Here is a 22656-nt window from a genome sequence, read left to right as displayed (position 1 = left end):
TCGGACGAGCAGTGGTCAGATCAGCAAGGTCGGGGACGGCTTGAACATCGCGATGGTGTCCGAGCACGCGAGTCCGCTCGCATGCCTGGGCGGTGCGGACGCCGGTGGCCAGAACGTGCATGTCGCCGCCCTGTCCGTCGCCCTTGCCCGGTTGGGACACCAGGTCGTCGTCTACACGCGCAGAACCGACCCGACCATGCCCAAACGGGTGGTGCTGGCACCCAACGTCCTGGTCGAGCAGGTGACCGCTGGTCCCGCCGCGGACCTCCCCAAGGACGAGCTGCTGCCCCACATGGACGCCTTTGCCGTGCAACTCGCGCGCCGCTGGCGTTCCGCGCCGCCCGACCTGGTGCATGCGCACTTCTGGATGAGCGGGCTGGCGGCGACCACGGCCGCGGGTGTCTGCGGCATACCGGTGGTGCAGACCTTCCACGCCCTGGGCACCGTCAAGCGGCGGTGGCAGGGCGCGGCGGACACCAGCCCGGCCGAGCGGATCGGCGTCGAGCGACGGGTCGCCCGTACCGTCGACCGGATCATCGCCACCTGCACCGACGAGGTCGTGGAGCTGAGCGCCATGGGCGTCTCACCCGCATCGATCGACGTGGTGCCCTGCGGCGTGGACCTCGACCTGTTCACGCCGGGCAGGCCGGACGCGCCGGTGCGCAACGGCAACCGGCGTCGGCTGCTGGCACTCGGCAGGCTGGTGCCGCGCAAGGGCGTCGAGGACGTTCTCGCCGCGCTGGCCGCGATTCCGGACGCCGAGCTGGTCGTGGTGGGCGGTCCGGACCCGGCAGATCTGGCAACCGACGCGGCGGCGTCCCGGCTGCGGCAGGTGGCTGCCGAGAACGGGGTGTCGGACCGGACGCTCCTGCTCGGCCGGGTGCCGCACAGCGAGCTGCCGGAGCTCATCCGCTCCTGCGACGTGGTGCTGGCCGCACCCTGGTACGAGCCGTTCGGCATCGTGCCGCTCGAGGCGATGGCCTGCGGCGTGCCGGTCGTCGCGACGGCGGTCGGCGGAATGAAGGACACCGTGATCGAGGGCGTGACCGGCAGCCTGGTGCCGCCGGGGCGTCCGCAGGAACTGGCCGCGGCTGTACGGGCGCTGCTGGCCGACGACAGGAAGCGGATCGACATGGGTAACGCCGGAAGTGAGCGAGTGCGTTCTAATTACGGGTGGAACTCGATCGCGGCACGGACCGAGCGGTCCTACCGGACGGTGCTCTCGGAACGGGAGCGACTCGCCGAAAGCAACGGCAGCGCGAGCTCGGCGGGGTCGCTGCGATGAGCGCACCGAACACCGCCGCGACGGTGGGAACGTCCATCGCGCAGGAGCACCTGGACGTCCTCAGCGAGGCATTGCGCGACTTCGGCCCGGCTGCCGAGACGGCCGCCAGGTGGGGCGTCGCCCTCGCCACGGCACTGACCTCGGGCGCCCGGCTGCTGGCCGTCGGCAACGGCGGCAGCGCTGCTCAGGCCCAGCACCTGACCGCCGAGATCGTCGGCCGCTACCAGCGCGACCGGCAGGCCTTCTCCGCGGTGGCGCTGCACACAGAGCCCTCGGCGCTGACCGCGATCGTGAACGACTTCGGCATCGAAGAGATGTTCGCCCGCCAGGTCGAGGCGCATGGCCGTCCGGGTGACGTGTGCGTCCTGATGTCGACGTCCGGACGGAGCCCGAACATGGTGGCAGCCGCCCGCCGGGCCCGGACCCGCGGGCTGCGGACCTGGGCGCTGACCGGACCGGGTCCGAACCCGCTCGCCGACGCCGCCGACGAGGCGGTGACGGTGCGGTGCCCGGTATCGGCGTCGGTGCAGGAGTTACACCTGGCCGCGCTGCACATCATGTGCGAGGCGATGGATGACGAGCTGACACGAGTGCCGCCGCAGCCGCGCTGGTCCGGCAGCGGCCTGTGATGGGCTCACCGGTGGTGGTGCTCGGTGACCTGATGCTCGACGTCGACGTCGTCGGGCTGGCGGAGCGGCTCTCGCCGGAGGCGCCGGTACCCGTGCTGCACGACCTCGAGAAGCGGCGGCGCCCGGGTGGTGCCGCGCTGGCCGCCCTACTCCTCGCCGAGCACGCCGAGGAGCCGGTGGTGCTGATCGCCCCGCTGGCGGACGACGCCGCCGCCGAGCAGGTGCGGCAACTGCTGGCGGGCCGCGTCCGGCTCATCGGACTGCCGTGGACCGGCAGCACTCCGGTGAAGACCCGGATCCGCGCAGGGAACCATCCGGTGGCGCGACTGGACAGCGGTGACGCACCGGGGGAGGTCGGCGCGCTGCCCGCCGAGGCCACTGCCGCGCTCGCCGCCGCCAGGGCGGTGCTGGTATCGGACTACGGGCGGGGCGCCACCGCGGCGCCGGAGATCCGCGCCGCGCTGGCGACCGCCGCCCACCGCGTTCCGGTGGTCTGGGACCCGCATCCACATGGCGCCGCTCCGGTCGAGGGAACCATGCTGGTCACGCCCAACGAGTCGGAGTTGCGGCTCTTCGCGCCGGCAGGCACCGGCGGCTCGCTCGGGAGTCTGCGCAGCGGTGCCCAGTCGCTGGCCGGAAACTGGGGCGTCCAGGCGGTGTGCGTGACGCTCGGCGCCCGCGGCGCCATGCTGTGCCTCGGCGACAACTCACCGTTCATGGTGGTGCCCGAGACCGTCGCCGCCGAGGACACCTGTGGGGCCGGGGACTGCTTCGCGGCCGCTGCCACGGCGGCGCTGGCGAACGGCGCTCTCCCGAGTGAGGCGGTCGCGGCAGCCGTCGCCGCGGCGGCCGCGTTCGTCGCGGCCGGTGGCGCGGCGGGGGTGCGGCTGGGCGCCGGAACCGAAGTACCGGCCGGCGCAGTCGACGGCGCGGTGGTGCAGACGCACGCCGACGTGCACGAGTTGCTGGCGGCGGTGCGCCGCCGCGGCGGCACGGTGGTCGCCACCGGCGGGTGCTTCGACCTGGTGCATGCCGGCCATGTCGCCGCCCTGCAGGCCGCGCGCGCGCTGGGGGACTGCCTGGTTGTGTGCCTGAACTCCGATGACTCCGTCCGCCGGCTCAAGGGCCCGTCCCGGCCGCTGCAACCGGCCGTGGACCGCGCGCAGGTGCTCGCCGCGCTCGAATGCGTCGACGCCGTGGTGGTGTTCGAGGAAGATCTGCCGGCCGAGGTGCTGCGGCGCATCCGGCCCGACATCTGGGCCAAGGGCGGTGACTACTCGGGCGTCGAGTTGCCCGAGGCGAGCGTCCTTGCCGAGTGGGGCGGCGAGGCCGTCACGGTTCCCTACCTGCGCGGACGTTCCACCACCGCCTTGGTCGAGCTGGCTTCGCGGCCGGCCGCGCGGCAGTGAGCCGGCCCGTCGCGCTGGCACTGCGCGCGCTCGGGCTCGGTGATTTTCTCACCGGGCTGCCGGCGCTGGCACTGCTCAAGCAGGCGTTGCCCGACCACCGCGTGGTGCTGGCCGCCCCAGCGGTGTTCCGGCCGCTGATCGCACTGACGCCCGCGGTCGACGCGCTGCTCCCGACGGCCGAGTTGGCGCCCGTCACCGGCCTGGACGGTCCGGTGTCGGTGGCGGTCGACCTGCACGGCAAGGGACCGGAAAGCCGCCGGCTGCTCGCCGCGCTGAACCCGGCGGCCCTGTACGGCTTCGCGGACCCGGCCGCCGGGCTGCCCGGGCCCATCTGGTTGCAGGAGGAACACGAGGTGCCGCGCTGGCGCCGTTTGGTCAGCGAATCACTGGGCATTGCCGATACCGGGCCGGGTGTGGCCGGGTGCCTGGCGGTGCCGGCGAGCACGGTGCCGGTCAGCGTGCCGCGGGGGCTCACCGTGGTGCACCCCGGCGCCGCGGCCGGATCGCGGCGCTGGCTCGCCGAGCGGTTCGCGGAGGTGGCCGCCGCGCTGGATCGCGCGGGACACCGGGTGGTGATCACCGGCGGCCAGTCCGAACGTGAGCTGGCGACCGCCGTCGCAGTCCGCGCGGGCGTGCCGTCGCTGCTCGGTTTGGGCTTGCTGGAACTGCTGGTTCTCATCGCGCGGGCGCGGCTGGTGGTGTGCGGTGACACCGGTGTCGCGCACATCGCGTCGAACTACCGGACGCCGTCCGTGCTGCTGTTCGGCCCGGTGTCGCCGGCGAGCTGGGGACCACCGACCGACGGACCGCACCTGGTGCTGTGGCACGGCGACGGCACCGGCGATCCGCACGGCACCGACCCGGACCCGGCGCTGCTGGCGATCGGCGTCGACGAGGTTGTACGGGCGGTGGATTCGCTGTCGGCCAGCACAGCGACGCCCGAAGAGGCGATATCAGGAAGAGGCAGGGAATCCAGATGAGACAACTACACGACCGCGCGGTGCTAGTGACCGGTGGCGGCAGCGGACTGGGCCGCGCCATCGCCCTGCGGCTGGCGGCCGGCGGAGCGCACCCGATCGTGGGGGACCGCGACAGCAACGGTGCCGAGGCGACCGTGAAGCTGGTGTCCGACGCGGGCGGATCGGCAACGGCGATGGCCCTGGACGTGACGGACCCCGCCAACGTGGCGGACGTCATCGCCTCGGCCGCGGAACGTTTCGGCGAGAAGTTCGACGGCCTGGTCAACAACGCCGGGACGGACCGCGGGGCCGGGGTGCGTGACATCTCCGACGAGCAGTGGCTGCAGGTGCTCAGCGTCAACCAGTCCGGTCCGCTCTACACCACTCGAGAATTTCTCAGGGTGATCGGCACCGAGGACCGCGAGTACCCCGCCGACGTGGTGAACGTGATCTCGATCTCGGCGATCACGGTGGGCGCGGACGCGGCGGCGTACAACTCGTCCAAGGCAGCTTTGGCCATGCTTACCAAGGTGATGCAGCGTGAGGCGCACGAGTACCGGTGGCCGGTGCGCATCCACGGCCTGATGCCCAGCGCCATGAACACGCCGATGATGGAGCAGTGGAATCTCTCCGACGAGGTCATGATGGATCCGGACACGGTGGCCAGCTCGGTGGAGTTCATGCTTACGCTGCCGCCGGATACCTTCGTCCAGAACCTGGTCATCAACTCCCGGCGCGAGCCCGGCTGGCCCCGCTGACCGACGCTCCTACCTAAGTCTCGATCGTGCGGGCCTCCGTCCGGAAGCCCGCACGATCGCCGCAAGCCGAAGAACCTAGCTGACCTGCTCGTTCGGAACGCAGTGCGTCATCTTCAGGCCGGTGACGTCGCGCGGCCCGTTCTTGCCCAGGTTCGCCAGCCGGTCCTGTTCCTGCTCGGTGAGCGTCTGGCTCGCCAGCGGCGGCAGGTGCCGGACGTCGTCGGCCGAGATGCCCAGGCCCTCGCCGATGCGCCGACCGAGGGTGTCCTCGCACAGAAAGAAGTGCCAGACCATCCGCTCCTGGATGGGACGGTCGCACTGGCTGAGCGCACCGACCAGGTTGAGCACCAGGTCGTCCTGTTCCCACTGCTCGGACAGCAGGAACCGCTCGCCGGCCTGGCGGTAGTCATCCGTGCGGGGGATGCGCTTGCGGGTGAGGCGCCCGGTGATCTCGGGTCCCTGATCGTCGTGCGTCGGGTACGTCGCCTCGCGAAGGCCGCCGGTGATGGACGGTTCGTAGTTGACATGCGGGTTCTCACCGCCGGTGTCGACGACATAGGTCATCTGGCCGTCCCGCTGGTTGGTGGCGACCTTGGCGTGCTTAGCCGAGTTGACCGGCAGCTGTAGGTAGTTCGGGCCGACCCGGTAGCGCTGGGTGTCGCTGTAGCTGAACGTCCGGCCGACGAGCATCTTGTCGTCGCTGAAATCCAGGCCGTCGACGAGGACGCCGGTACCGAAGGCGATCTGCTCGCTCTCGGCGAAGAAGTTCTCCGGAATTCGGTTCAGCACCATCCGGCCGACCGGCTTGAGCGGGAAGTCGTTCTCCGGCCACACCTTGGTGTCATCCAGCGGGTCCCAGTCCAGCTCGGGGTGGTCGTGATCGTCCATCAGCTGTACCTGGAGTTCCCACTCCGGGTACTCGCCGCGCTCGATGGCCTCGTACAGGTCCTTGGTGTGGTATCCCAGATCCTGGCCCTGCAGTTCCGCGGCCTTCTCGGCGGTCAGCGACTTGACGCCCTGCTTGGGAATCCAGTGGTACTTGACCAGCTTGGTGTCGCCGGCCGCGTTGACCCACTTGTAGGTGTTGACGCCGAAGCCCTGCATCGTGCGGTACGAGGCCGGCAGCCCACGCGGGCCGAAGACCATGGTCACCATGTGCAGCGCCTCGGGCGTCTGGCTGATGAAGTCGAACACCCGGTTGGCGACCTGGCGATCGAAGTTCACCGGGTCCGGCTTCTGGGAGTGGATGAAGTCGGGGAACTTGACGGCGTCGCGGATGAAGAACACCGCCATGTTGTTGCCGACCAGGTCCCAGTTGCCGTCCTCGGTGTACATCTTCACCGCGAAGCCGCGGGGGTCGCGAGCCAGCTCGGAGGAGTCCCGGCCGCCTGCGACGGTCGAGAACCGGATTGCCAGCTCGGTCTGCTTGCCCTGCTCCTGGAACAGCTTCGCCCGGGTGTACTCGGCGATGGGCTCGTCGCCCCAGCTGCCGTAGGCCTCGAAGTACCCGAACGCCGTGGCTCCTCGGGCATGCACGACTCGCTCCGGAATGCGCTCGCGGTCGAAGTGGCTGATCTTCTCGAGGAACTGGTAGTTCTCCAGCGTGGCGGGCCCGCGGGCACCGACCGTGCGCTGATTCTGGTTGTCGAACACGGGGTGCCCTTGACGGTTGGTGAGCACCTGGCGGTCGTCGGCTGGCGCGGACGGTTGCGACGCAACGTCGGTCATCATCTCTCCTATTTATTCGGTGGATCACGTATCTTGATTCAGCGGAACATTCTGGATTAAATCAGTGCGCTTCGATCAGCTCGTACCCACCGCTCCCGGCGGCTCGCCGGTGTGGCCGTCCTAGACTGCGACCATGCCCGAGGAGCTCACCGAGCAAGAGCTGAAATTTCTGCAAGACGTCCTGGACTTCGCGCGGTACGGAGCCGCCGATCGGCTCACGGCCGCGCTGGACCTCGGCGTCCCGGTCAACCTCACCAGCGGTACCGGTGACTCGCTGCTCATCCTGGCGGCCTATCACCGGCAGGCCGACGTGGTGCGGCTGCTGCTGGACCGCGGCGCGGACACGGGGCGGGTGAACGACCGGGGCCAGACCGCCCTCGGCGCGGCCGTGTTCCGGCAGTCGGGCGACATCGTCACCGACCTGCTGCGCCATGGTGCGGAGCCCGCTCAAGGCGCGCCTTCCGCGCTGGAGATCGCCGCGTTCTTCGACCTGCCGGAGATGGCAGCGCTGTTGTACCCGGCCACCGGCTGAGCGGCGGGGCGTAGCGAACGCGAGATGCAAGACACCGCCGTCTCCGAGTCGATGCTGTGAAACCGTCTCGGGCTTCTCTTCGAGCCCGGCCCCGAGCTTAACCGTGGCTCCGGGATAGCAAAAGGACAACGCAAAGGCTCGCCGGTTGGCACGAAGATCATCTGATGGGCGGTATGTTCGACAGCGTGTCCGCCGTTGAGCTGGTTCTGGTCCGCCACGGTGAGAGTGTCGGCAACGTCGCGCGTGAAGAGGCTGAAAGCGCGAACGCCGAGATGATCACCATGTCCATGCGCGATCCCGACGTGCCGCTGTCGCCGGTCGGCGAGGAGCAGGCGCGGGCGCTGGGACGGTGGTTCGCAACCCTGCCTGCCGCCCAGCGGCCCGACAACGCCTGGTGCTCGCCATACCTGCGTGCCCGCAGAACCGCACAGGGTGCGCTGGCCGACCTGGCCACCCCGCCCCCGCTGGTGCTGGACGAGCGGCTGCGTGACCGTGAGCTCGGCATTCTGGACCTGCTGACCAGCACCGGCGTGCGCACCCGGTTCCCCGAGGAGGCGTGGCGCAGACAGTGGCTGGGCAAGCTGTACTACCGCCCGCCGGGCGGAGAGTCCTGGTCCGATGTCGCGCTGCGGATCAGGTCGTTCCTGTCCGACCTGGACGCTCAGCCGGCGCCCCGATCGGGTTCCGGACGGCACCTGATCGTGGCCCACGACGCGGTGATTCTGCTGTTCCGCTACGTATGCGAGCGCCTGGACGAGAAGGAGCTGTTCGACCTGGCGCGCGAGGGCTCGATCACCAATGCCTCGGTGACCCGCATCGTCCGCGACAGCCCGGAGGGGACGTGGCGTACCACCGTCCACAACGACCACAGCCACCTCGAACGGTTCGGCAGCCGGCCGACCGAGCACCCGGGAGAGGTCCCGACCGCACACCCGGGAGACGTCGATGCCATCCACCGCTGACACGGTCTCACCGGCCAGCCTGCGGGCGTGGCCGTTGCCCAAACCGTCAGGCGGCAAGGGCAGCAGGGGCCGGGTGGTGGTCGTCGGCGGCGCGGCGACGACTCCCGGCGCGGCGATGCTGGCCGGCCTCGCTGCGCTGCGGGTGGGCGCCGGGGTCCTCACGCTGGGCGTCGCGGAATCCGTGGCGGCCGCGGTAGGCGCGGCGGTGCCCGAGGCCGGTGTGGAGTGGCTGCCGCAGAACGCCGCCGGTTCAGTGCTCGGGACGGCCGCCGAGGCGCTCGCGCGCCGGATCGAGCGGGCCAGCGCGCTGCTGGTGGGTCCCGGCCTGGACGACATCGACGAGACGGTGCGGCTGATCACCGGCCTGGTCGACGCGGCCGGCGACGAGTTGAACTTCGTACTGGACGCCTACGCACTCGGCGCGATCCCGCAGCTGCCGGCCACCACATTGCGGGCGTTGCGGGGGCGGCTGCTGGTGACACCCAACCGCGCCGAGGCGCTGTTGCTGCTGGATCGCGACGAATCGGGCTCCGACGACGGTTCGGCGGAGGACGGTTCCGAGGAGGCGCACATCGCCCTGGTCAGTGAGGTCGCCGAGCGCTACGGGGCCGTCGTGAGCAGCGACAACATCATCGGGGCGCCGGGTGGAGCCGTCTGGACGGTACCGGCCGGGCACTCCGGACTGGGCACGTCGGGAAGCGGCGATGTGCTCGCCGGAGCGGTCACCGGGCTGGTGGCGCGCGGTGGCAACCTGGCCCAGGCTGCCTGCTGGGGCACCTACCTGCACGCGGCGTCAGGTGACCGGCTCGCCGCCCGGATCGGTGCTCTCGGCTTTCTCGCCAGGGAACTCGTCGCCGAGATCCCGCTGGTGCTGTCAGAGCTCCAGGCCTGAGCCGGGCGGCGGGCGACCTGGCGTCACGATGCCGGGCTCTCCCAGCGCCGGCTGCTGGCGCCGAGCGCGTCAGAGCGTCACGGTCTGGCCGCGCTCCACGTACCGGACCCGAGCCTCGACGCCTGCCGCCTCGGTGGCCGCGACGAAGTCGCTGAGCGGCGACTTGAACACGTCGTAGTCGTCGTAATGCACCGGAATGGACAGGGTGTTCTCAGGAAGCAGCTTCACCAGCTCGGTGCCCTGCCTGCCATCCATGGTGACCATCAGGCCGCCCGGCAACCGGGTGCCGCCCAGGTGCAGCATCGCGTAGTCGATCTCGGAGAAGCGCTGCGGGATCTCGGCCAGCTCCGGAATCAGCAGGGTGTCGCCGGTGATGTAGAGCCTGGACTGCACGGTGCCGTCGAGCGCGTACTCGAGCATGCTGCCCATAACCGGCGGTAGCAGCTTCTGTGCCAGCCCGGGCGCGTGCCGGCCGGGCAGGGAGAAGATTGTCAGGGTCTCATCTCCCAGGGCGAGCGTATGGGTCTGCCAGGTACGCAACCCGGTGGCTGCGGCGAAGCCGCGGTGCCGCAGCCGCTTGGCCGCGTCCCTCGTGGTGATCACCGGAACGGCGCGCTCCAGTTGCCGGGTGGCGATCCGGTCCCAGTGGTCGCCGTGAAAGTGCGAGAGCACGATCGCGTCCAGGTCGGGCAACTCGTCCACCGTCATGGACGGCTCGGTCAGCCGGCGCGAGGTCAGGCCGTACCCCAGGTAGGCGTGCTGGCCCCGGTGCAGGAAGTTCGGATCGGTGAGGACGGTGAACTGCCCGAGCCGGATCAGCGCCGTGGCGGTGCCGATGAAGGTGAATGAGCCGATCTGACCGTGCTCCATGGGCAATCTCTTCCGGGTATGACTTCCACTCGGCGGCTGCTCGCCGGACTGCAGCCTCATCATAGAGCGCCCCACGGGCCGGGCGAGCGGCCTTGGCGTGGCGTGGCGTGGCGGTTGGATGATCGCCGAGGGGGTGAAGTACCGTCTAAGCACGGCTAAAAAAAGCCATCTGGACGACCTGCGAGCCCTCGGTCGAGTGATCGGGGTGCGCGAAAAAAAGTCGTGCTCTTGTGCGGAGGTAGTTCGATGGCCGACAGCATGGCTGGCAACACCACCAAGCAGGCGGACCCGGCCAGTGCGCCGTCTGCCGGTGAACTGGTGTCGCGGGTGGCCGAGCAGATGTCTACGCTGATCCGCGACGAGCTACGGCTCGCCCAGGCAGAACTCACCACCAAGGGCAAGAAGGCCGGCCTAGGTGCGGGCTTCTTCGGCCAGGCACTGCTGTTCGGCTGGCTGGGCGTCGCGACCCTGGTCGCGGCCGCGGTACTGGGCCTGGCAAACGCGGTGCCGGCCTGGCTGGCCGCCGTGATCGTCGGCGTGATCCTGCTGATGCTCGCCGGGATGGGCGCGCTGATGGGCAAGAGGCAGGTGTCGGCGGTCGGATCGCCATTGCCGCGGGAGGCCGTCGCCGGCGTGCGACGCGACTTCGACACCCTCAAAGAAAGCGCGAAACGATGAGTGGCTCGACTAACGATCCGGACGTGCTGCGTGCCGAGATAGCGCAGGCGCGATCCGAGTTGGCTGACACGGTGAACCAACTGGCGGTGAAGCTGGACGTCAAGCAGCAGGCCCGGCAGCGAATGGACGACACCAAGGCCACGGCGGTCCAGCGGCTCCAGCAGGCCAAGGACAGGGCTCCGGAGCCGGTGGTCCAAGCGCTCGACAAGCTGAGTGACACGGTGCTTCCGGTGCTGAGCCAGGCCGTCCAACGCGTTCGGGACAACCCGCGGCAGGCACTGGTCGCGGTTTCTGTCGCCGTGGTCATCACGCTGATCGGCCGACGCGCAGGAGGCGCCCGATGACGGACGACAAGAAAGCGTCGGCAACCGCCGCGGGCAAGCGGTTGAGCGGCACGGGCGGGGACGCGGACCCTGACAGCCCTACAGACGTGTCGGGGCCGGGCTGGTTCGCCATCCTGCGCCGCTCGCTGAAGGGGTTCAAGACCGACAACCTGACGGACTGGGCCGCGGCGCTCACCTATTACGGGGTGCTGGCGCTGTTTCCGGGCATCCTGGTCGTGGTGTCGGTGCTGGGCCTGCTCGGGCCGAAGGCGATCGCCACCATCCAGGAGAACGTGGGTCAGGTCGCTCCGGGCGGGGTCAAGACCTTCTTCAACCAGATCATCTCGAACGCGCAGGGCCAGCACACGACGGCCAGCTTCACGGCGATCATCGGCCTGGTGCTCGCGCTCTGGTCGGCGTCGGGCTACATCGCCGCGTTCATGCGTGCCATCAACGCGATCTACGGCGTCGGTGAAGGCCGCCCGGTGTGGAAGACGATTCCGGTGCGGGTGGGCGTCACGCTCAGCGTCGTGGTGATGCTGCTGATCAGCGCCGTTATCGTGCTGGTCTCCGGCAATGTCGCCGACCAGGTCGGCAAGGTGCTCGGCGTCGGCGACACCGGCCTCACCGTGTGGAACGTCGCGAAGTGGCCGGTGCTGCTGATCATCGTGGCTCTGACGCTGGCGATCCTGTACTGGGCGTGCCCGAACGTGAAGCAGCCCGGTTTCCGCTGGCTCAGCCCCGGCGCCGCCCTCGCGGTGGTCATCTGGCTGGTCGCGTCCGGCGCGTTCGCCGTCTACGTGGCGAACTTCGCCTCGTACAACAAGACCTATGGCTCGGTCGCGGGCGTCATCGTGTTCCTGGTCTGGCTGTGGATCACGAACCTGGCGGTCCTGCTCGGCGCGGAGTTCAACGCCGAGCTGGACCGGCAGAAGGCCATCGCCCAGGGGGTTCCGGAATCACTCGAGCCCTTCGCGGTTCCCCGCGACACCCGCAAGCTGGACGAGGATGACACCCAGCGCGCCGAGGCGCTGTCACGCAAGCGAAGCCAGTCGTCCTGAGAAACTGCGGGCCTTAGGTCAGCTGGGATCAGACCACTGGGCTCAACTGCGCCGTGTTGTCGACCGACACGACCTCGACCGAGTGGGTGGAGCCGTGGGCGGTGCGGTAGCTGACCTTGACCCCTGCCTCAGCACACAGCAGGGCCTTGCCCAGCGGGCTTCCCGGGGTGATGACCGTGGAGCCGGTCGCGGCCTGGCCGAGCGGGCTGACCAGCAGCGTCTCGGTGTCGTCCTCGTCCTCGAAGCGGATGGTGACCGAGCTGCCGACGCCCACGGCGTTGCGGGCCTTCTTGGACTTCCGCGCGCGGCTCGAGGTGGGCGCCTGCAGGCGCAGTTCCAGCTCCAGGATGCGGGCTTCCAGGCTCTCGAGCAGGATCGCCGCCTCGACGTTGGTGGACCGGTCGGCCGCATCACCGCCCATGCCGGGCGGGGTGGCTTCGGCGCGGGCCTGCTCGCGGAGTTCGTACAACTCGTGCAGGCGGGCACGGATGCCGTCCTGCAGATGGCCGACCGTGCTGCTCGGAATCGCGGTGTCGAATGCGGCAGTGTCGGATGCGGTGATGAGCGGGGTGCTGTTGATGGACATTGTCGGCGTGCTCCACGTACTCGTCAGGAACTGACGAAACCGATTGTCTAGGCCGACCCAATCCCCGCATGAACGGTACCGGTGGCCGGCAGCGAGTGCCAAGTGCCGTCCGTGGTGGTCACGTTGTCGTTGTCGTTGCCGTTGCTGTCAGCACTGGTCTGGCTGAGTAGGTGTGAGCCGCGCTCGGTGTGGTGCGGTCCAGCGGGCGCCATAGCGGGTAACCTGAGCGAAGCCTGCGATCTGGCCTCAGCCACGGGGTTTGCGATTGCGGTATCGAAGGAGATGCTGACGTGAGCGAGCCGACGAACGGCCCCTATTCCTCGGGCGGTCCCGCGCAGGAGCCTGGCTACCCGGGTGTCGACCCCGTCGGGCAGCCGATGCCGGATGCGGCTGCGCTACGCGAGGACGGTCATTCGCATCCCGCGCCGGGCTTCAACGAGAAGGGTCACGTCAGTGGCGGGCGCGTCAGCGGCGTGTGGGTGGGCCTGATCGCCACGGCGATCTTCATCATCCTGCTGATCATCTTCATCGCCCAGAACTCGCGCCGGGTGTCGATCCACTTCTTCGGCTGGCACGGCCTGTTCTCGCTGGCGCTCACTGTGCTGCTGTCCGCGGTGGTAGGCATCCTGTTGGTCGCCATCCCGGGATCGCTGCGGATCCTGCAGCTGCGACGGGCCCTGCGCAAGAACGTCCCCGGCGGGATGCGGTAACTCGCTGCTGAGACCGGAGCGGCGCGGGTGTGCACCCGCGCCGCCACCGTTGCTAACTGGTTGGGTACGTTGCTAGCCAGGTACGTAGTCGAACGTGTCAGGATCCGGGCCGATGCGCTCGCTCTTGTTCAGGGCCGAGATCAGCCCCAGGTCGCCGGTCGAGATCTCGAAGTCGAAGATGTCGAAGTTCTCTCGCACCCGCCCCGGCGTCACCGACTTCGGGAACACGATGTTGCCGAGCTGGAGATGCCAGCGCAGCACCACCTGAGCAGGCGTCTTGCCATACGTCCGGGCGAGTTCGAGGATCGTGGGGTCGCTGAGCACGGCGCCCTGGGCGATCGGGGACCAGGCCTCGGTCGCGATCTCGTGGTCGGCGTCGAAGGCCCGCAGCTCGTCCTGGGTCAGGTAGGGGTGCAGCTCGATCTGGTTCACCGCGGGGCGTATCCCGGCGTCCGCGTGCAGCTTGCGGAGATGGTGCGGCTGGAAGTTCGACACCCCGATGGAGCGCGCCCGTCCGTCGGTGTAGATCCGCTCCAGCGCCTTCCACGTCTCGACGTAGTTGCCGTCGCCCACGGTCGGCAGTGGCCAGTGGATGAGGAAGAGATCCACCCGGTCGAGCCGAAGGTCGGCCAGGCTCTGGTCGAAGGCGGCCAGGGCAGCATCGAAGTCGTGCTTGTCGTTGGCCAGCTTGGTGGTCACGAAGATGTCGGCGCGGTCGATGCCGGACTCGGCGATCGCCTGGCCGACCTCCTTCTCGTTGCGATACATCTGCGCGGTGTCGATGTGCCGGTAGCCGGTGCGTAGCGCGTGTGACACCGCTTCGACGGTTTCTTCGGGCTCGATCTGGTATACGCCGAAACCTAGTTGCGGGATCTCGACACCATTGTTGAGCCGTACGTTGGGAACCTCAGTCACGTCTTCTCCTCATCGATCGCGTTGTGCTGCATGGCTGTTCCATCTTGCATGCGTGTTGCGAGCGTCCAAGGTACGGGGGTCTTGACCTAACGCGACACGCTGTCGGCTACGGCTGCTGGTGCGTCGGACAGCCCGAACCGGCTCCGCAGCCGGGAGTAGAAGTCCGACGGACGGACGCGCAGCAGCCGCGCGCTGTGCTCGGCCTGCCGCACCGTGACCCAGTCGACGGGATCGAGGACACCGCGCAACTGACCGTCGACGCTGACCGCGACCTGGCCGGATTGGTCAAGCACTCTAACGGTGATCTCTTCTTCGGCGGCGAGCACCAGGCTGCGGTTGAACACCATGTGCGCGGCCACCGGGGTGAAGACCAGGGCGCGCAGTCGTGGCGACAGGATCGGTCCGCCGGCGGAGAAGTTGTACGCCGTCGAGCCGGTCGCGCTCGAGACGATCAGCGCGTCGGCGGAGTAACTGGCCAGCAGTGTGCCGTCGACGTAGACGCCGAGGCTTGCCTGCCGGTCGCGGGCCAGCTTCTCGAACACGATGTCGTTGAGGGCGATCACGTCCAGAGCGACGCCACCGTCCAGATCGTCGGTCTCTTCCCGGCGGGGGGTCGGTGGTGGCAACAGCGGTCCGCGCCCGTAGCAGAGCAGCGACTGCATGCCCTCGGGGATCTCCAGCGGCCGGGACGCCCCCATGGTGAGCATCATCCGCTCGTCCACCTGGGCTGTTCCGGACACGAAGGCGTTCAGGGCCGTCTCGACCTCGTCGGGCTCGACCTCGGTGAGGAACCCGACGCGGCCGACGTTGACGCCGAGGACGGGTACGTCGCCATGGGCCGCGATGCGGGCGCCGCGCAGAAAGGTGCCGTCGCCGCCGACGGTGACGATCAGCTGCGGGTGCCGGCTGGCAACCAGCTCGTCGTGGGAGCTGCGGCGCTTGCTGGGCAGGCTGTCGTGCTGCCAGACATCCAGTTCGCTGACCTCGATGCCATGCTCGGCGGCCCAGGTGCGCACCCGGGCCGCGGTCTGGACGGCGATGTTCCGGCCGCCGTGCACCACGAGGCCGATGCGCTCGCATTTCCTGGGGGCATTCGCGGAGGGGTCAGCGTTGGCGGCCATTCCACCACCGTACGGGCGCCGGATGGCCGGTGCGTCGCGCACCTGGCGGCGGGTGCCTAGGGTAGACAGCATGTGCGTGGCCTGTGGAACTCCGCTGGTAGGGCGGCCGTTGAGCCCTTGACCCAGCGGCGCGTGGGTGTGCTGGGGCCTTTATCGTGCCTTGAAGAGAACGAGCGGAGAGACGGTGTCCCAGAACCCGGCAAGCAGCGGTGTCGCCGCCGAGGCAACAAGCACGGACGGGGTGGGGGAGTCGATCGAGGCGCGGCCGCCGAAGTGGCTGCGCCCGGTGCGTGACCGGATGCACCGGTTGCCGGGCGGGGCGCTGATCTGGAAAATCCTGATCGCGGTGGTCGGCGGTGTCGTGTTCCTCGGCGGCCTGTTGCTGATCCCGCTGCCGGGGCCCGGCTGGGCCATCGTGTTCCTGGGCCTGGCGGTCTGGGCGACTGAATTCCGGTGGGCGCAGCGGCTGCTCCGGCGGGCCCGACAGCTGCTCAGGGACTGGACGGCGTGGGCCAGGCGCCAGCCGGTGTTCGTGCGCGTGCTGCTGGGCGTGGTCGGCCTGGCGGTTCTGGTCGGTATCGGCTACCTGGGCTGGCACTTCCTGCGGTGATCTTGGCCTCCGGTTACGCGGTTCGGAGAGCGGCGGGGGCGTGTCATGCCGGTCGGGGGCATGTAAGCTAGCCGAGGTTACCGCAGAGGTTGCGGGCGATTAGCTCAGCGGGAGAGCACTGCCTTCACACGGCAGGGGTCACTGGTTCGATCCCAGTATCGCCCACCATCGCAGGTCCCGTATTCGGGACCTCCAGCGCGCGTTAGGCGGACCGCGTGCCCGCTACGTGCCCTGACATGAATGGTGGGCCGAGCAGGAAGGCCCTACCCATGAGCACGGCCGCTTCCCGATGATGGGGGCGGGCCGTTCACGCGTCCCGGTCCTCGCGCGCCAGCAGAGGGTGGCCTTCGGGGCAACCGTTGGCGTCTGACCAACGGTTGCCCCCGACCGCCGAGTGAACCGATGACGTCAATCAGGCTGACACCATCGAATCGGTAACGTACGCAGTACGTAGCCCGTCGAGTCGCTGGTGTCGGTAGTACCGACACCAGCTCGCGGTGCTGACCATCGAGTCGATGACCTCAGTAGTGCTTAGGTCATCGCCATCGAGCGAGTACACGCCAGCCTCGGTGACGGCGGTCATCTGCTGCGTACCCCCGCAAGGGTGTCCGTGGCCGTGGACACCCTTGCGGGGTCATCGACCTGGAGCCTGGCGGTCGCGGTTCACGCTATGCGGCCCCTTGCCGATCGCCCGGTGGCGGGTGTCGCGGGCGGCGGTGCCCAGGACGCGCGTCCGCCCCAGCTAGTCGCCGTCCGTCGGCCAGGTGTCCCCGGTTGGGGACTGCCGGGGTCGAGCTTCCTCCCACTGCCCATCAGGGCGCTGGAACAGCTCGCCGACCCGCGGTGGCCGGGTGTCGAGCCGGCGCGCTGGGAACATGCTCATAGCTTGTGCTTCTCGCCTCTTAGCGGCCATAGGCAAACGATAGCCCTAGGACGGGCGGAACGCCCGATCGCACCCAGCACGGGTGGCCGGACGGGCGGCTCGGGATGCGACGGGGCCCTTACGGGCTGAGGCCGACCGACGAGAAAATGCGCGTCCACGATCCGACGTGTGCCCGGCGTCGGCCATGTCCCCGATCCTGTTCAACCGTTCGGCCGGGGCGAGCTTGTCGGACTTGACGCCCTGGATCTTGCGAACCACGTTCGCGCGAGAGAGGAGGTCGCTGCCGGAGATCGCTTCCTCGAACTGCTGCTCCGACACGTCATCCACCAGGTCGTAGATGCCCGTGCCGGTCTTGTTGTGCAACTCATCCGAACTAGCGAAGTCAGTGGGGCTTGCCTTTGTGGAGTTCAAGGTGTGCCCCGTTTCTCCACTCCACCGGTCATAGTGGGTTGCGGTCCCGCCACGGCGGCGAATCTCGCCTTGCTCTTGCCCGGCGCGGATGGCCTTGCCGAGCGCGTACTCCGCACGACGCACCATCTCGTGCGCGTCCTGCTGTATCTCCGTCGCCGCGGTCGATCACAGTGTCTATGGCATCGTGATCGACCCGCTAGGCACGTTCGGTCGGCCAGGTTGGCACCCTCTGGAGCGGTCCGAAGTGACAAATCTGACTCGATCCGGCCGGGCGGGGGGTGTCAGTGCACCTCAGATCCGCCATTGGAGGAGATCCACGCTTGTGTCAGGGTTGGCGTCATGACCATGAGCCACGGGCGAGCAGACCCCGAACAAACCAGGCGCATCCGTAGTGGTTTGTACGGCCGCGGACCACTCACGCGACAAGACGCCGAACTGCTGAGGAGCCGACCGCCGTACACGTGGGGGGCGAAGTACGAGACGCTAGTGATCGCCGCGGTCCTGTTCTGGGCGGCCGTTTTAATCTTTGGCCTCGTGAGGCACACCCAGATGGTGCGCCTCGTGATCCCGCTCATTTTCCTGGTGGCCGGTGTGCCCGCCTGGTGGCTCGGGCGGCGTGCGCGGCGCAGGGTTCGGCAGGCATTGACGGACTGAGCCGCCCCCCAACGGGCACCGCCTGATCGAGCTGAACACTCCCATCGTCGGCTGGTCACCCTGCCGCTGCACGCCCAGCCGCTCCGGAGTAGTTGAAGACTCAAGCTTCTTGCTTGCAACGGGGCTCTGCACGCCTGCGCCAGCCGTCCCCGGACCGGAACTCGTCTTCACGAGCGGCGATGATGACCGCAAGGTCTTCAGACGTGAAGCGGCAATCGCGCACGGTCTTCCGGTATAGACGCGCACGTCGCTGAATCATCTTCTGCACCGATGAGCTGACCATTGGGCGTTCACCACTTCGCTAGATCTCCTGCGCGGGGTCGCCCTCACCAGGCCCTGCTCCAGTCAGGCACCATGTTCAGGACGCGCTCCACCGCTGAGTCCGCCCGTAAACCTCAGTGATGAAGTAACACCAATCTTACATGCGGCAGCCGGAACCGCAGTATGGTCTCAGCCACCGCACACCAACGGCGGCCGGTCAGCGGTCTGGGCCGCTTTCTTCACGCTTCACCCGGCTGGCGTTGCGCACGACGACGAAGGCGTTCTCGGCTATGCCGAGGAAGCCGATGACGCTTCTCAGCGGGCGGCCAACGTGCGCGATCTGAAGAGCCAGGCCGATGCCCGCGACGGTCAGGCACGTCACCGCGAGGGTCAATTCGAGCCGAGTGACTGTCGATGCCTTACGTAGGACCACGTGGCAAATCCTAGTCCAGTTCGCGGGGCTGAACGGCGCCGCTGGAGATCACTGCGGGGGTAACGTCCTCGGCATGTGGACGGTTGCGTCGTCGAGGCTGCGACGGACAAGGGAGTACTTCACAACTCACACCATTGCGTACGGACTCTTCCTGGCCGCTTTCGACGCACTAGCCGCGACACTGGACCACCTAACGACCGGCCGTCCCTGGTCCCATGTCGCCGAGACCGCGGCCGTCTTCTGGTTGGTGTTGATGGGCTTGTACGGCCTCCGACGTTACGGAGTACTCGCCGATCGAAGGTGAACCTCATGGCGGGGTACACCGCAGGTAGAGACGCCAGATGGCGCTATGAATCGATCGAAATGTCTAGAGGTAGCTCGATCACGTTCCGGTTCTTGTAGTCGACGGCGTCGAGTCCGACCGGACGTCCACCGCGTGATCCTCGCCGTTTGCGGTGGCCCTTCTGGTCGTCGGGCTCCGGGATGACGGCTTTGATCCCACGGGAGCGGAGGTGAGAGCGGATCGCACGGGACGAGTAGGCCTTGTCGCCGCGAACCGCGTCGGGGCGAGTGCGCGGCCGCTCCATATCGCGCCCGACGCGCAACTGCTGCATGAGCGGCAGGAACATCGGTGAGTCCCCGGCCTGCCCGGGCGTGATCAGCGTGACCAGCGGCAGCCCGTTTCCATCAACGAGCTGGTGGATCTCCGGCGACAGCCCGCCGCGGGAGCGGCCGATGCCATGATCAGGCGGCTCGACCCGCGGATTCGGGTAGTTCGATCCAGCCCCCTGTGAGGCGGGTGGTGTTCGTCGCGTGCTGATGCGCGCGAGCGATCGTGGAGTCCGCCGACAGCGACCAATCAACAAGGCCCGCCGCGTCCGCAGCGGCCGTGAGCGTCGCGTGCACCTGATCCCAGGTGCCGTCGGTCGCCATCCTGTAATGCCAGGTCCACACCGTCTGCCAGGGGCCGAACGCCTCGGGCAGGTCACGCCACGCCACGCGATCCCACACCGATACCGGTAGATGATCGCCTCGACCATCAGCCTGGCATCCGAGAACTTCGCCCTAGGCGTCGCCGGGCACGACGTTGGGAACAGGCCGGTGGGGTTGAGGTAGCGCCGTTCCGTCCGGCTGCTCGCACAGGATGGGCGACGGACCGTTGCAGCGGCCTTCCACCTGCCTGACTGTTCCAGCCCGTCATTCGTCTCACAGCCCTTTTGTGATGCGACCGGGCGATGGAGTGTTTACATTTTCCGATATGGGAATATAATGGATGCCATGGCACGAGCGGCGACGACTTCGGACGCGTTCAACGCGATCGCCGAGCCGCAGCGGCGGGAGATCCTGGTCCTGCTGCAGGGCGGCGAGCGGCCGGTGACCGAGCTGGCGCGGGATCTGGGGATGAGCCAGCCGCAGGCGTCCAAGCACCTGCGGGTGCTCCGGGAGGTCGGGCTGGTGCAGGTCCGCGGGGCGGGCAAGCAGCGGCTGTACGACCTGGACGCCCGAGGACTGCGGCCGGTGCACGAGTGGCTGGGCGGCTTCGAGCGGTTCTGGAGCGGGAGCTTCGATCGGCTGGACGAGTACGTGCAGGACTTGAAACAGGCAAGGCGGAAGGAATCATCGGATGGCAACGACCAGTAGCGGCGGCGAGCCCCACCCCGCGACCGCGGACCGCGAGATCGTGATGTCCCGGGTCATCAGCGCACCACGGGAGCTGGTGTTCGAAGCGTTCACGCAGGTCTGGCACCTGTCGCGGTGGTGGGGACCGGACGGGTTCTCCACCACCACGCGGTCCTTCGAGTTCCGTGCCGGCGGGGAGTGGGACTTCGTGATGCACGGGCCGGACGGAACCGACTACCAGGAGTGGGTCACCTGGCGGGAAATCGTCGCGCCGGAGCGGATCGCTCTGCTGCACGGCGAGTTCCGCGACGACCCCAACGCCTTCGAGTCGGTCCTGGCCTTCGAGCCGACCGGCGACGAGACCCGGATCGTGATGCGCTCGGTGTTCGGAACCAAGGAACTCCGCGACGAGGCGGTGGAGAAGTACCACGCGATCGAGGGCGGCGAGCAGACCCTGCGCAACCTGGCGGCCTACGTCGCCGAACTCACCCGGAACGACACCGACCGAATCTCGGATGCCGACCGACAATCAGGAGGCCGCATGTCACTCGTCCGCGTTCACAACTTCTCTGTCTCGCTCGACGGATTCGGTGTTGGTGAGGAACAGCGGCTTGAGGCGCCCTTCGGCCATGCCGGACACCGCCTGGTCCAGTGGGCGATGCCGACGCGCACTTTCAAGCAGATGGGCCTTACTGGTGAGGGAGCGCGCTCCGTGGGTGTCGACGAGGCTTTCGCGAGCCGGTGGGCCACCGGCGTCGGAGTAGAGATCATGGGGCGCAACAAGTTCGCGCCCCAGCGGGGCCCGTGGGCCGACGAGGAGTGGCGAGGCTGGTGGGGTGACAACCCGCCCTTCCACACCCCGGTGGTCGTCCTCACTCATCACTCGCGCCCGCCGTTGGAGATGGACGGCGGCACCACCTTCTATTTCGTCGACGCAGAGCCCGCCGACGCGCTCGAGCAAGCCCGCGGCTTAGCGGGCGACCTCGACGTTCGCATCGGCGGTGGCGCCACCACGATCCGCCAGTTCCTTCAGGCAGACCTGATCGACGAGATGCACATCGTCGTTGTACCGATCCTTCTCGGCCGGGGCGAACGACTCTGGGACGGACTGGAAGGACTCGAGCAGCGCTTCCACATCGAAGCGGTAACCTCACCGAGCGGAGTTCTCCACCTGACCTTCTCGCGACGCCGCCGCGACGCCTAGGCGCGGCATGGTCACGGAGACCGGCATATTTTGTTGATCTCCTCTGGGTCAGTACCGGACGACGTGTCGAGCGGCCTCGGCGATCCGATGGGCATCCGGCAGCCACGCGTCTTCCATGGGCGCGGAATACGGCACGGGCGTGGGGTCGCTGGCGACGAGCGTCGGCGGGGCGTCCAGCAGATCGAAGAATCCCGAGCTGATCTTGGCGATGAGGGTGGCGCCCCAGCCGCCGTCGGGCGGCCCTTCTTGAGCGACGACCAGCCGCGACGTCTTGGTCAGCGACCGGGTGACCGCGTCCAGGTCGAAGGGCACCAGCGTCCTCGGGTCGATCACTTCGACGGAGATCTCCTCGCTGGCCAGTGCATCGGCCGCCGCGAGGGCTCGATGGCGCATCTGCTGTGTCGCGACAATGGTGACGTCGGCGCCCTCGCGGACGACGTCGGCGACACCGATCGGCACGAGGTAGTTGTCGTCGGGCTCTGCGGGAACCGAACCCTTCAGCGGGAAGAGATTCTTGTGCTCGAAGACCAGCACCGGGTCGTCGTCGCGGATCGCCGAACGGAGCAGGCCGTAGAGGTCCTCGACGGTGCCCGGAACGACGATCTTCAGTCCTGGGACGTTGAGGAACCAGTTTTCCGCCGCTTGTGAGTGCTGCGGTCCGAACCCGGCGCCGGCGCCGTTGGACATCCGGACGGTGACAGGGACGCTGGCCTGGCCGCCCGTGGTGTAGCGGTACTTGGCGAGGGTGTTGACGATCTGGTCGAAGCAGACGCCGGCGAAGTCTGCGAACATGATCTCGGCGACGGGGCGAAGCCCCATCAGTGCGGCTCCGACCGCCGCCCCGATGATCGCCTGCTCGGAGATCGGGGTGTCGCGGACGCGGTCACCGAAGCGCTCCTTGAGACCCTCGGTGGCTTTGAACGCGCCCCCTGCAGTGCCGACGTCCTCGCCGAGGAAGACGACCTTCGGGTCGTGGTCCAGTTCGTCGGCGAGTGCACGTGCGATTACTTTGCGGTAGTTGATCTCCACTAAGCGCAATACCGTTCAGTTAAGCTTACAGCGGTGTAGTTTGGTGGTATGCCTCGTGCTGGGTGGGTGAAGCCGGAGTCGGATCGTCGGTTGTCGGATTTGGTGTCGGTGGGGGTGTTGACCCGGGTGTTTC

General features: G+C 68.4%; 26 protein-coding genes, 1 tRNA gene and 2 pseudogenes. 18 read left to right on the top strand and 11 right to left on the bottom strand.

All coding sequences use genetic code 11. The annotated features are described in order from the left end of the window. The first annotated feature begins 40 nt into the window (after positions 1-40). From RM423_RS14145 to RM423_RS14125, 5 genes are read left to right on the top strand one after another with little or no spacing between them, the layout of a single operon-like run. Positions 41-1285: a glycosyltransferase gene (locus RM423_RS14145; protein WP_396327721.1), complete on the top strand. Its 1245-nt coding sequence runs from the start codon at positions 41-43 to the stop codon at positions 1283-1285. Further along, positions 1282-1914: a D-sedoheptulose-7-phosphate isomerase gene (locus tag RM423_RS14140; RefSeq protein WP_311423681.1), complete on the top strand. Its 633-nt coding sequence runs from the start codon at positions 1282-1284 to the stop codon at positions 1912-1914. The genes RM423_RS14145 and RM423_RS14140 overlap by 4 nt, the downstream gene beginning before the upstream one ends. Next, positions 1914-3323 carry a D-glycero-beta-D-manno-heptose 1-phosphate adenylyltransferase gene (rfaE2, locus tag RM423_RS14135; protein ID WP_311423738.1) on the top strand — a complete coding sequence of 470 codons (1410 nt, stop codon included), beginning with the start codon at positions 1914-1916 and terminating at the stop codon, positions 3321-3323. The genes RM423_RS14140 and rfaE2 overlap by 1 nt, the downstream gene beginning before the upstream one ends. After that, on the top strand, positions 3320-4303 hold the full coding sequence (locus tag RM423_RS14130; protein ID WP_311423680.1) for a glycosyltransferase family 9 protein: 984 nt from the start codon (positions 3320-3322) through the stop codon (positions 4301-4303). Before rfaE2 ends, RM423_RS14130 begins: the two co-directional genes overlap by 4 nt. Beyond that, positions 4300-5040 (top strand): SDR family NAD(P)-dependent oxidoreductase, encoded by a 741-nt coding sequence (locus tag RM423_RS14125; protein ID WP_311423679.1) that lies wholly within the window; start codon positions 4300-4302, stop codon positions 5038-5040. The genes RM423_RS14130 and RM423_RS14125 overlap by 4 nt, the downstream gene beginning before the upstream one ends. A gap of 75 nt (positions 5041-5115) precedes the next feature. Here RM423_RS14125 and RM423_RS14120 read toward each other — a convergent pair whose 3' ends face one another. Beyond that, on the bottom strand, positions 5116-6768 hold the full coding sequence (locus RM423_RS14120) for a catalase (RefSeq protein WP_311423678.1): 1653 nt from the start codon (positions 6766-6768) through the stop codon (positions 5116-5118). Between the two features lie 133 nt (positions 6769-6901). On the opposite strand from RM423_RS14120, the gene RM423_RS14115 reads away from it, so the two are divergent. From RM423_RS14115 to RM423_RS14105, 3 genes are all read left to right on the top strand, one after another. Further along, the gene (locus RM423_RS14115) at positions 6902-7300 is read left to right on the top strand and encodes an ankyrin repeat domain-containing protein (protein ID WP_311423677.1); all 399 of its coding nucleotides are present in this window, start codon (positions 6902-6904) and stop codon (positions 7298-7300) included. A gap of 164 nt (positions 7301-7464) precedes the next feature. After that, positions 7465-8262: a histidine phosphatase family protein gene (locus RM423_RS14110; RefSeq protein ID WP_311423676.1), complete on the top strand. Its 798-nt coding sequence runs from the start codon at positions 7465-7467 to the stop codon at positions 8260-8262. Beyond that, positions 8246-9154, top strand: a complete 909-nt coding sequence (locus tag RM423_RS14105; protein WP_311423675.1) for an NAD(P)H-hydrate dehydratase — start codon at positions 8246-8248, stop codon at positions 9152-9154. Before RM423_RS14110 ends, RM423_RS14105 begins: the two co-directional genes overlap by 17 nt. Before the next feature lie 69 nt (positions 9155-9223). Here the strand turns inward: RM423_RS14105 and RM423_RS14100 are convergent, their stop codons facing one another. Continuing rightward, complete coding sequence (locus RM423_RS14100; protein ID WP_311423674.1) at positions 9224-10024, bottom strand: MBL fold metallo-hydrolase; 801 nt, start codon at positions 10022-10024, stop codon at positions 9224-9226. A 246-nt stretch (positions 10025-10270) separates the two neighbouring features. Here RM423_RS14100 and RM423_RS14095 point away from each other — a divergent pair, with 246 nt between their 5' ends. The 3 genes from RM423_RS14095 to RM423_RS14085 are packed head-to-tail and all read left to right on the top strand — an operon-like array spanning position 10271 to position 12086. Continuing rightward, entirely contained in the window at positions 10271-10702 is a 432-nt protein-coding gene (locus RM423_RS14095) for a phage holin family protein (RefSeq protein WP_311423673.1), read from the top strand. Then, positions 10699-11046, top strand: a complete 348-nt coding sequence (locus tag RM423_RS14090; protein WP_311423672.1) for a DUF3618 domain-containing protein — start codon at positions 10699-10701, stop codon at positions 11044-11046. The genes RM423_RS14095 and RM423_RS14090 overlap by 4 nt, the downstream gene beginning before the upstream one ends. Next, the gene (locus RM423_RS14085) at positions 11043-12086 is read left to right on the top strand and encodes a YihY/virulence factor BrkB family protein (RefSeq protein ID WP_311423671.1); all 1044 of its coding nucleotides are present in this window, start codon (positions 11043-11045) and stop codon (positions 12084-12086) included. The genes RM423_RS14090 and RM423_RS14085 overlap by 4 nt, the downstream gene beginning before the upstream one ends. Positions 12087-12114: 28 nt before the next feature. Here RM423_RS14085 and RM423_RS14080 read toward each other — a convergent pair whose 3' ends face one another. Together RM423_RS14080 and RM423_RS14075 are read right to left on the bottom strand one after the other, a co-directional pair. Beyond that, complete coding sequence (locus tag RM423_RS14080; RefSeq protein WP_311423670.1) at positions 12115-12672, bottom strand: GreA/GreB family elongation factor; 558 nt, start codon at positions 12670-12672, stop codon at positions 12115-12117. Positions 12673-12719: 47 nt separating this feature from the next. Further along, a complete protein-coding gene (locus RM423_RS14075; protein ID WP_311423669.1) occupies positions 12720-12884 on the bottom strand; it encodes a hypothetical protein in 165 nt (54 codons plus the stop codon). A gap of 78 nt (positions 12885-12962) precedes the next feature. Here RM423_RS14075 and RM423_RS14070 point away from each other — a divergent pair, with 78 nt between their 5' ends. Beyond that, positions 12963-13382, top strand: coding sequence for a LapA family protein (locus tag RM423_RS14070; protein WP_311423668.1), 420 nt, complete (start codon positions 12963-12965; stop codon positions 13380-13382). A 72-nt stretch (positions 13383-13454) separates the two neighbouring features. Here the strand turns inward: RM423_RS14070 and RM423_RS14065 are convergent, their stop codons facing one another. Both RM423_RS14065 and RM423_RS14060 read right to left on the bottom strand, forming a co-directional pair. Next, the gene (locus tag RM423_RS14065; RefSeq protein WP_311423667.1) at positions 13455-14297 is read right to left on the bottom strand and encodes an aldo/keto reductase; all 843 of its coding nucleotides are present in this window, start codon (positions 14295-14297) and stop codon (positions 13455-13457) included. A gap of 86 nt (positions 14298-14383) precedes the next feature. Continuing rightward, positions 14384-15490 (bottom strand): NAD(+)/NADH kinase, encoded by a 1107-nt coding sequence (locus tag RM423_RS14060; protein WP_311423666.1) that lies wholly within the window; start codon positions 15488-15490, stop codon positions 14384-14386. A gap of 112 nt (positions 15491-15602) precedes the next feature. Between RM423_RS14060 and RM423_RS14055 the strand changes: the two genes are divergently transcribed. Together RM423_RS14055 and RM423_RS14050 are read left to right on the top strand one after the other, a co-directional pair. After that, positions 15603-16028: a TIGR02611 family protein gene (locus RM423_RS14055; protein WP_311423665.1), complete on the top strand. Its 426-nt coding sequence runs from the start codon at positions 15603-15605 to the stop codon at positions 16026-16028. Between the two features lie 93 nt (positions 16029-16121). Further along, positions 16122-16196 (top strand) — tRNA-Val (locus tag RM423_RS14050). A gap of 574 nt (positions 16197-16770) precedes the next feature. On the opposite strand, the gene RM423_RS14045 is transcribed toward RM423_RS14050, so the two are convergent. Together RM423_RS14045 and RM423_RS14040 are read right to left on the bottom strand one after the other, a co-directional pair. Then, positions 16771-16911 (bottom strand): hypothetical protein, encoded by a 141-nt coding sequence (locus tag RM423_RS14045; RefSeq protein WP_311423664.1) that lies wholly within the window; start codon positions 16909-16911, stop codon positions 16771-16773. Between the two features lie 45 nt (positions 16912-16956). Then, positions 16957-17448, bottom strand: a complete 492-nt coding sequence (locus tag RM423_RS14040; protein WP_311423663.1) for a hypothetical protein — start codon at positions 17446-17448, stop codon at positions 16957-16959. A gap of 360 nt (positions 17449-17808) precedes the next feature. Between RM423_RS14040 and RM423_RS14035 the strand changes: the two genes are divergently transcribed. Then, entirely contained in the window at positions 17809-17976 is a 168-nt protein-coding gene (locus RM423_RS14035; protein ID WP_311423662.1) for a hypothetical protein, read from the top strand. Positions 17977-18454: 478 nt separating this feature from the next. Here the strand turns inward: RM423_RS14035 and RM423_RS14030 are convergent, their stop codons facing one another. Continuing rightward, entirely contained in the window at positions 18455-18631 is a 177-nt protein-coding gene (locus tag RM423_RS14030) for a hypothetical protein (RefSeq protein ID WP_311423661.1), read from the bottom strand. Positions 18632-19047: 416 nt separating this feature from the next. After that, positions 19048-19728 (bottom strand): annotated as a pseudogene (locus RM423_RS14025) (IS5 family transposase); the annotation flags it as partial. Positions 19729-19948: 220 nt separating this feature from the next. On the opposite strand from RM423_RS14025, the gene RM423_RS14015 reads away from it, so the two are divergent. From RM423_RS14015 to RM423_RS25655, 3 genes and pseudogenes are all read left to right on the top strand, one after another. Further along, positions 19949-20311 carry an ArsR/SmtB family transcription factor gene (locus RM423_RS14015; protein ID WP_311423658.1) on the top strand — a complete coding sequence of 121 codons (363 nt, stop codon included), beginning with the start codon at positions 19949-19951 and terminating at the stop codon, positions 20309-20311. Then, positions 20295-20795, top strand: a pseudogene (locus RM423_RS25660) (SRPBCC family protein); the annotation flags it as partial. The gene RM423_RS14015 and the pseudogene RM423_RS25660, both read left to right, overlap by 17 nt. Positions 20796-20831: 36 nt before the next feature. Next, complete coding sequence (locus RM423_RS25655; protein ID WP_396327720.1) at positions 20832-21494, top strand: dihydrofolate reductase family protein; 663 nt, start codon at positions 20832-20834, stop codon at positions 21492-21494. Between the two features lie 48 nt (positions 21495-21542). On the opposite strand, the gene RM423_RS14005 is transcribed toward RM423_RS25655, so the two are convergent. Then, entirely contained in the window at positions 21543-22523 is a 981-nt protein-coding gene (locus tag RM423_RS14005; protein ID WP_311423656.1) for an alpha-ketoacid dehydrogenase subunit beta, read from the bottom strand. Positions 22524-22656 lie beyond the last annotated feature (133 nt).

This window comes from Jatrophihabitans lederbergiae (assembly GCF_031845305.1).
Classification (GTDB): domain Bacteria; phylum Actinomycetota; class Actinomycetes; order Mycobacteriales; family Jatrophihabitantaceae; genus Jatrophihabitans_A; species Jatrophihabitans_A lederbergiae.
Note: the sequence above shows the minus strand (reverse complement) of the source record. Positions and strands in the feature narration are given on the sequence as shown.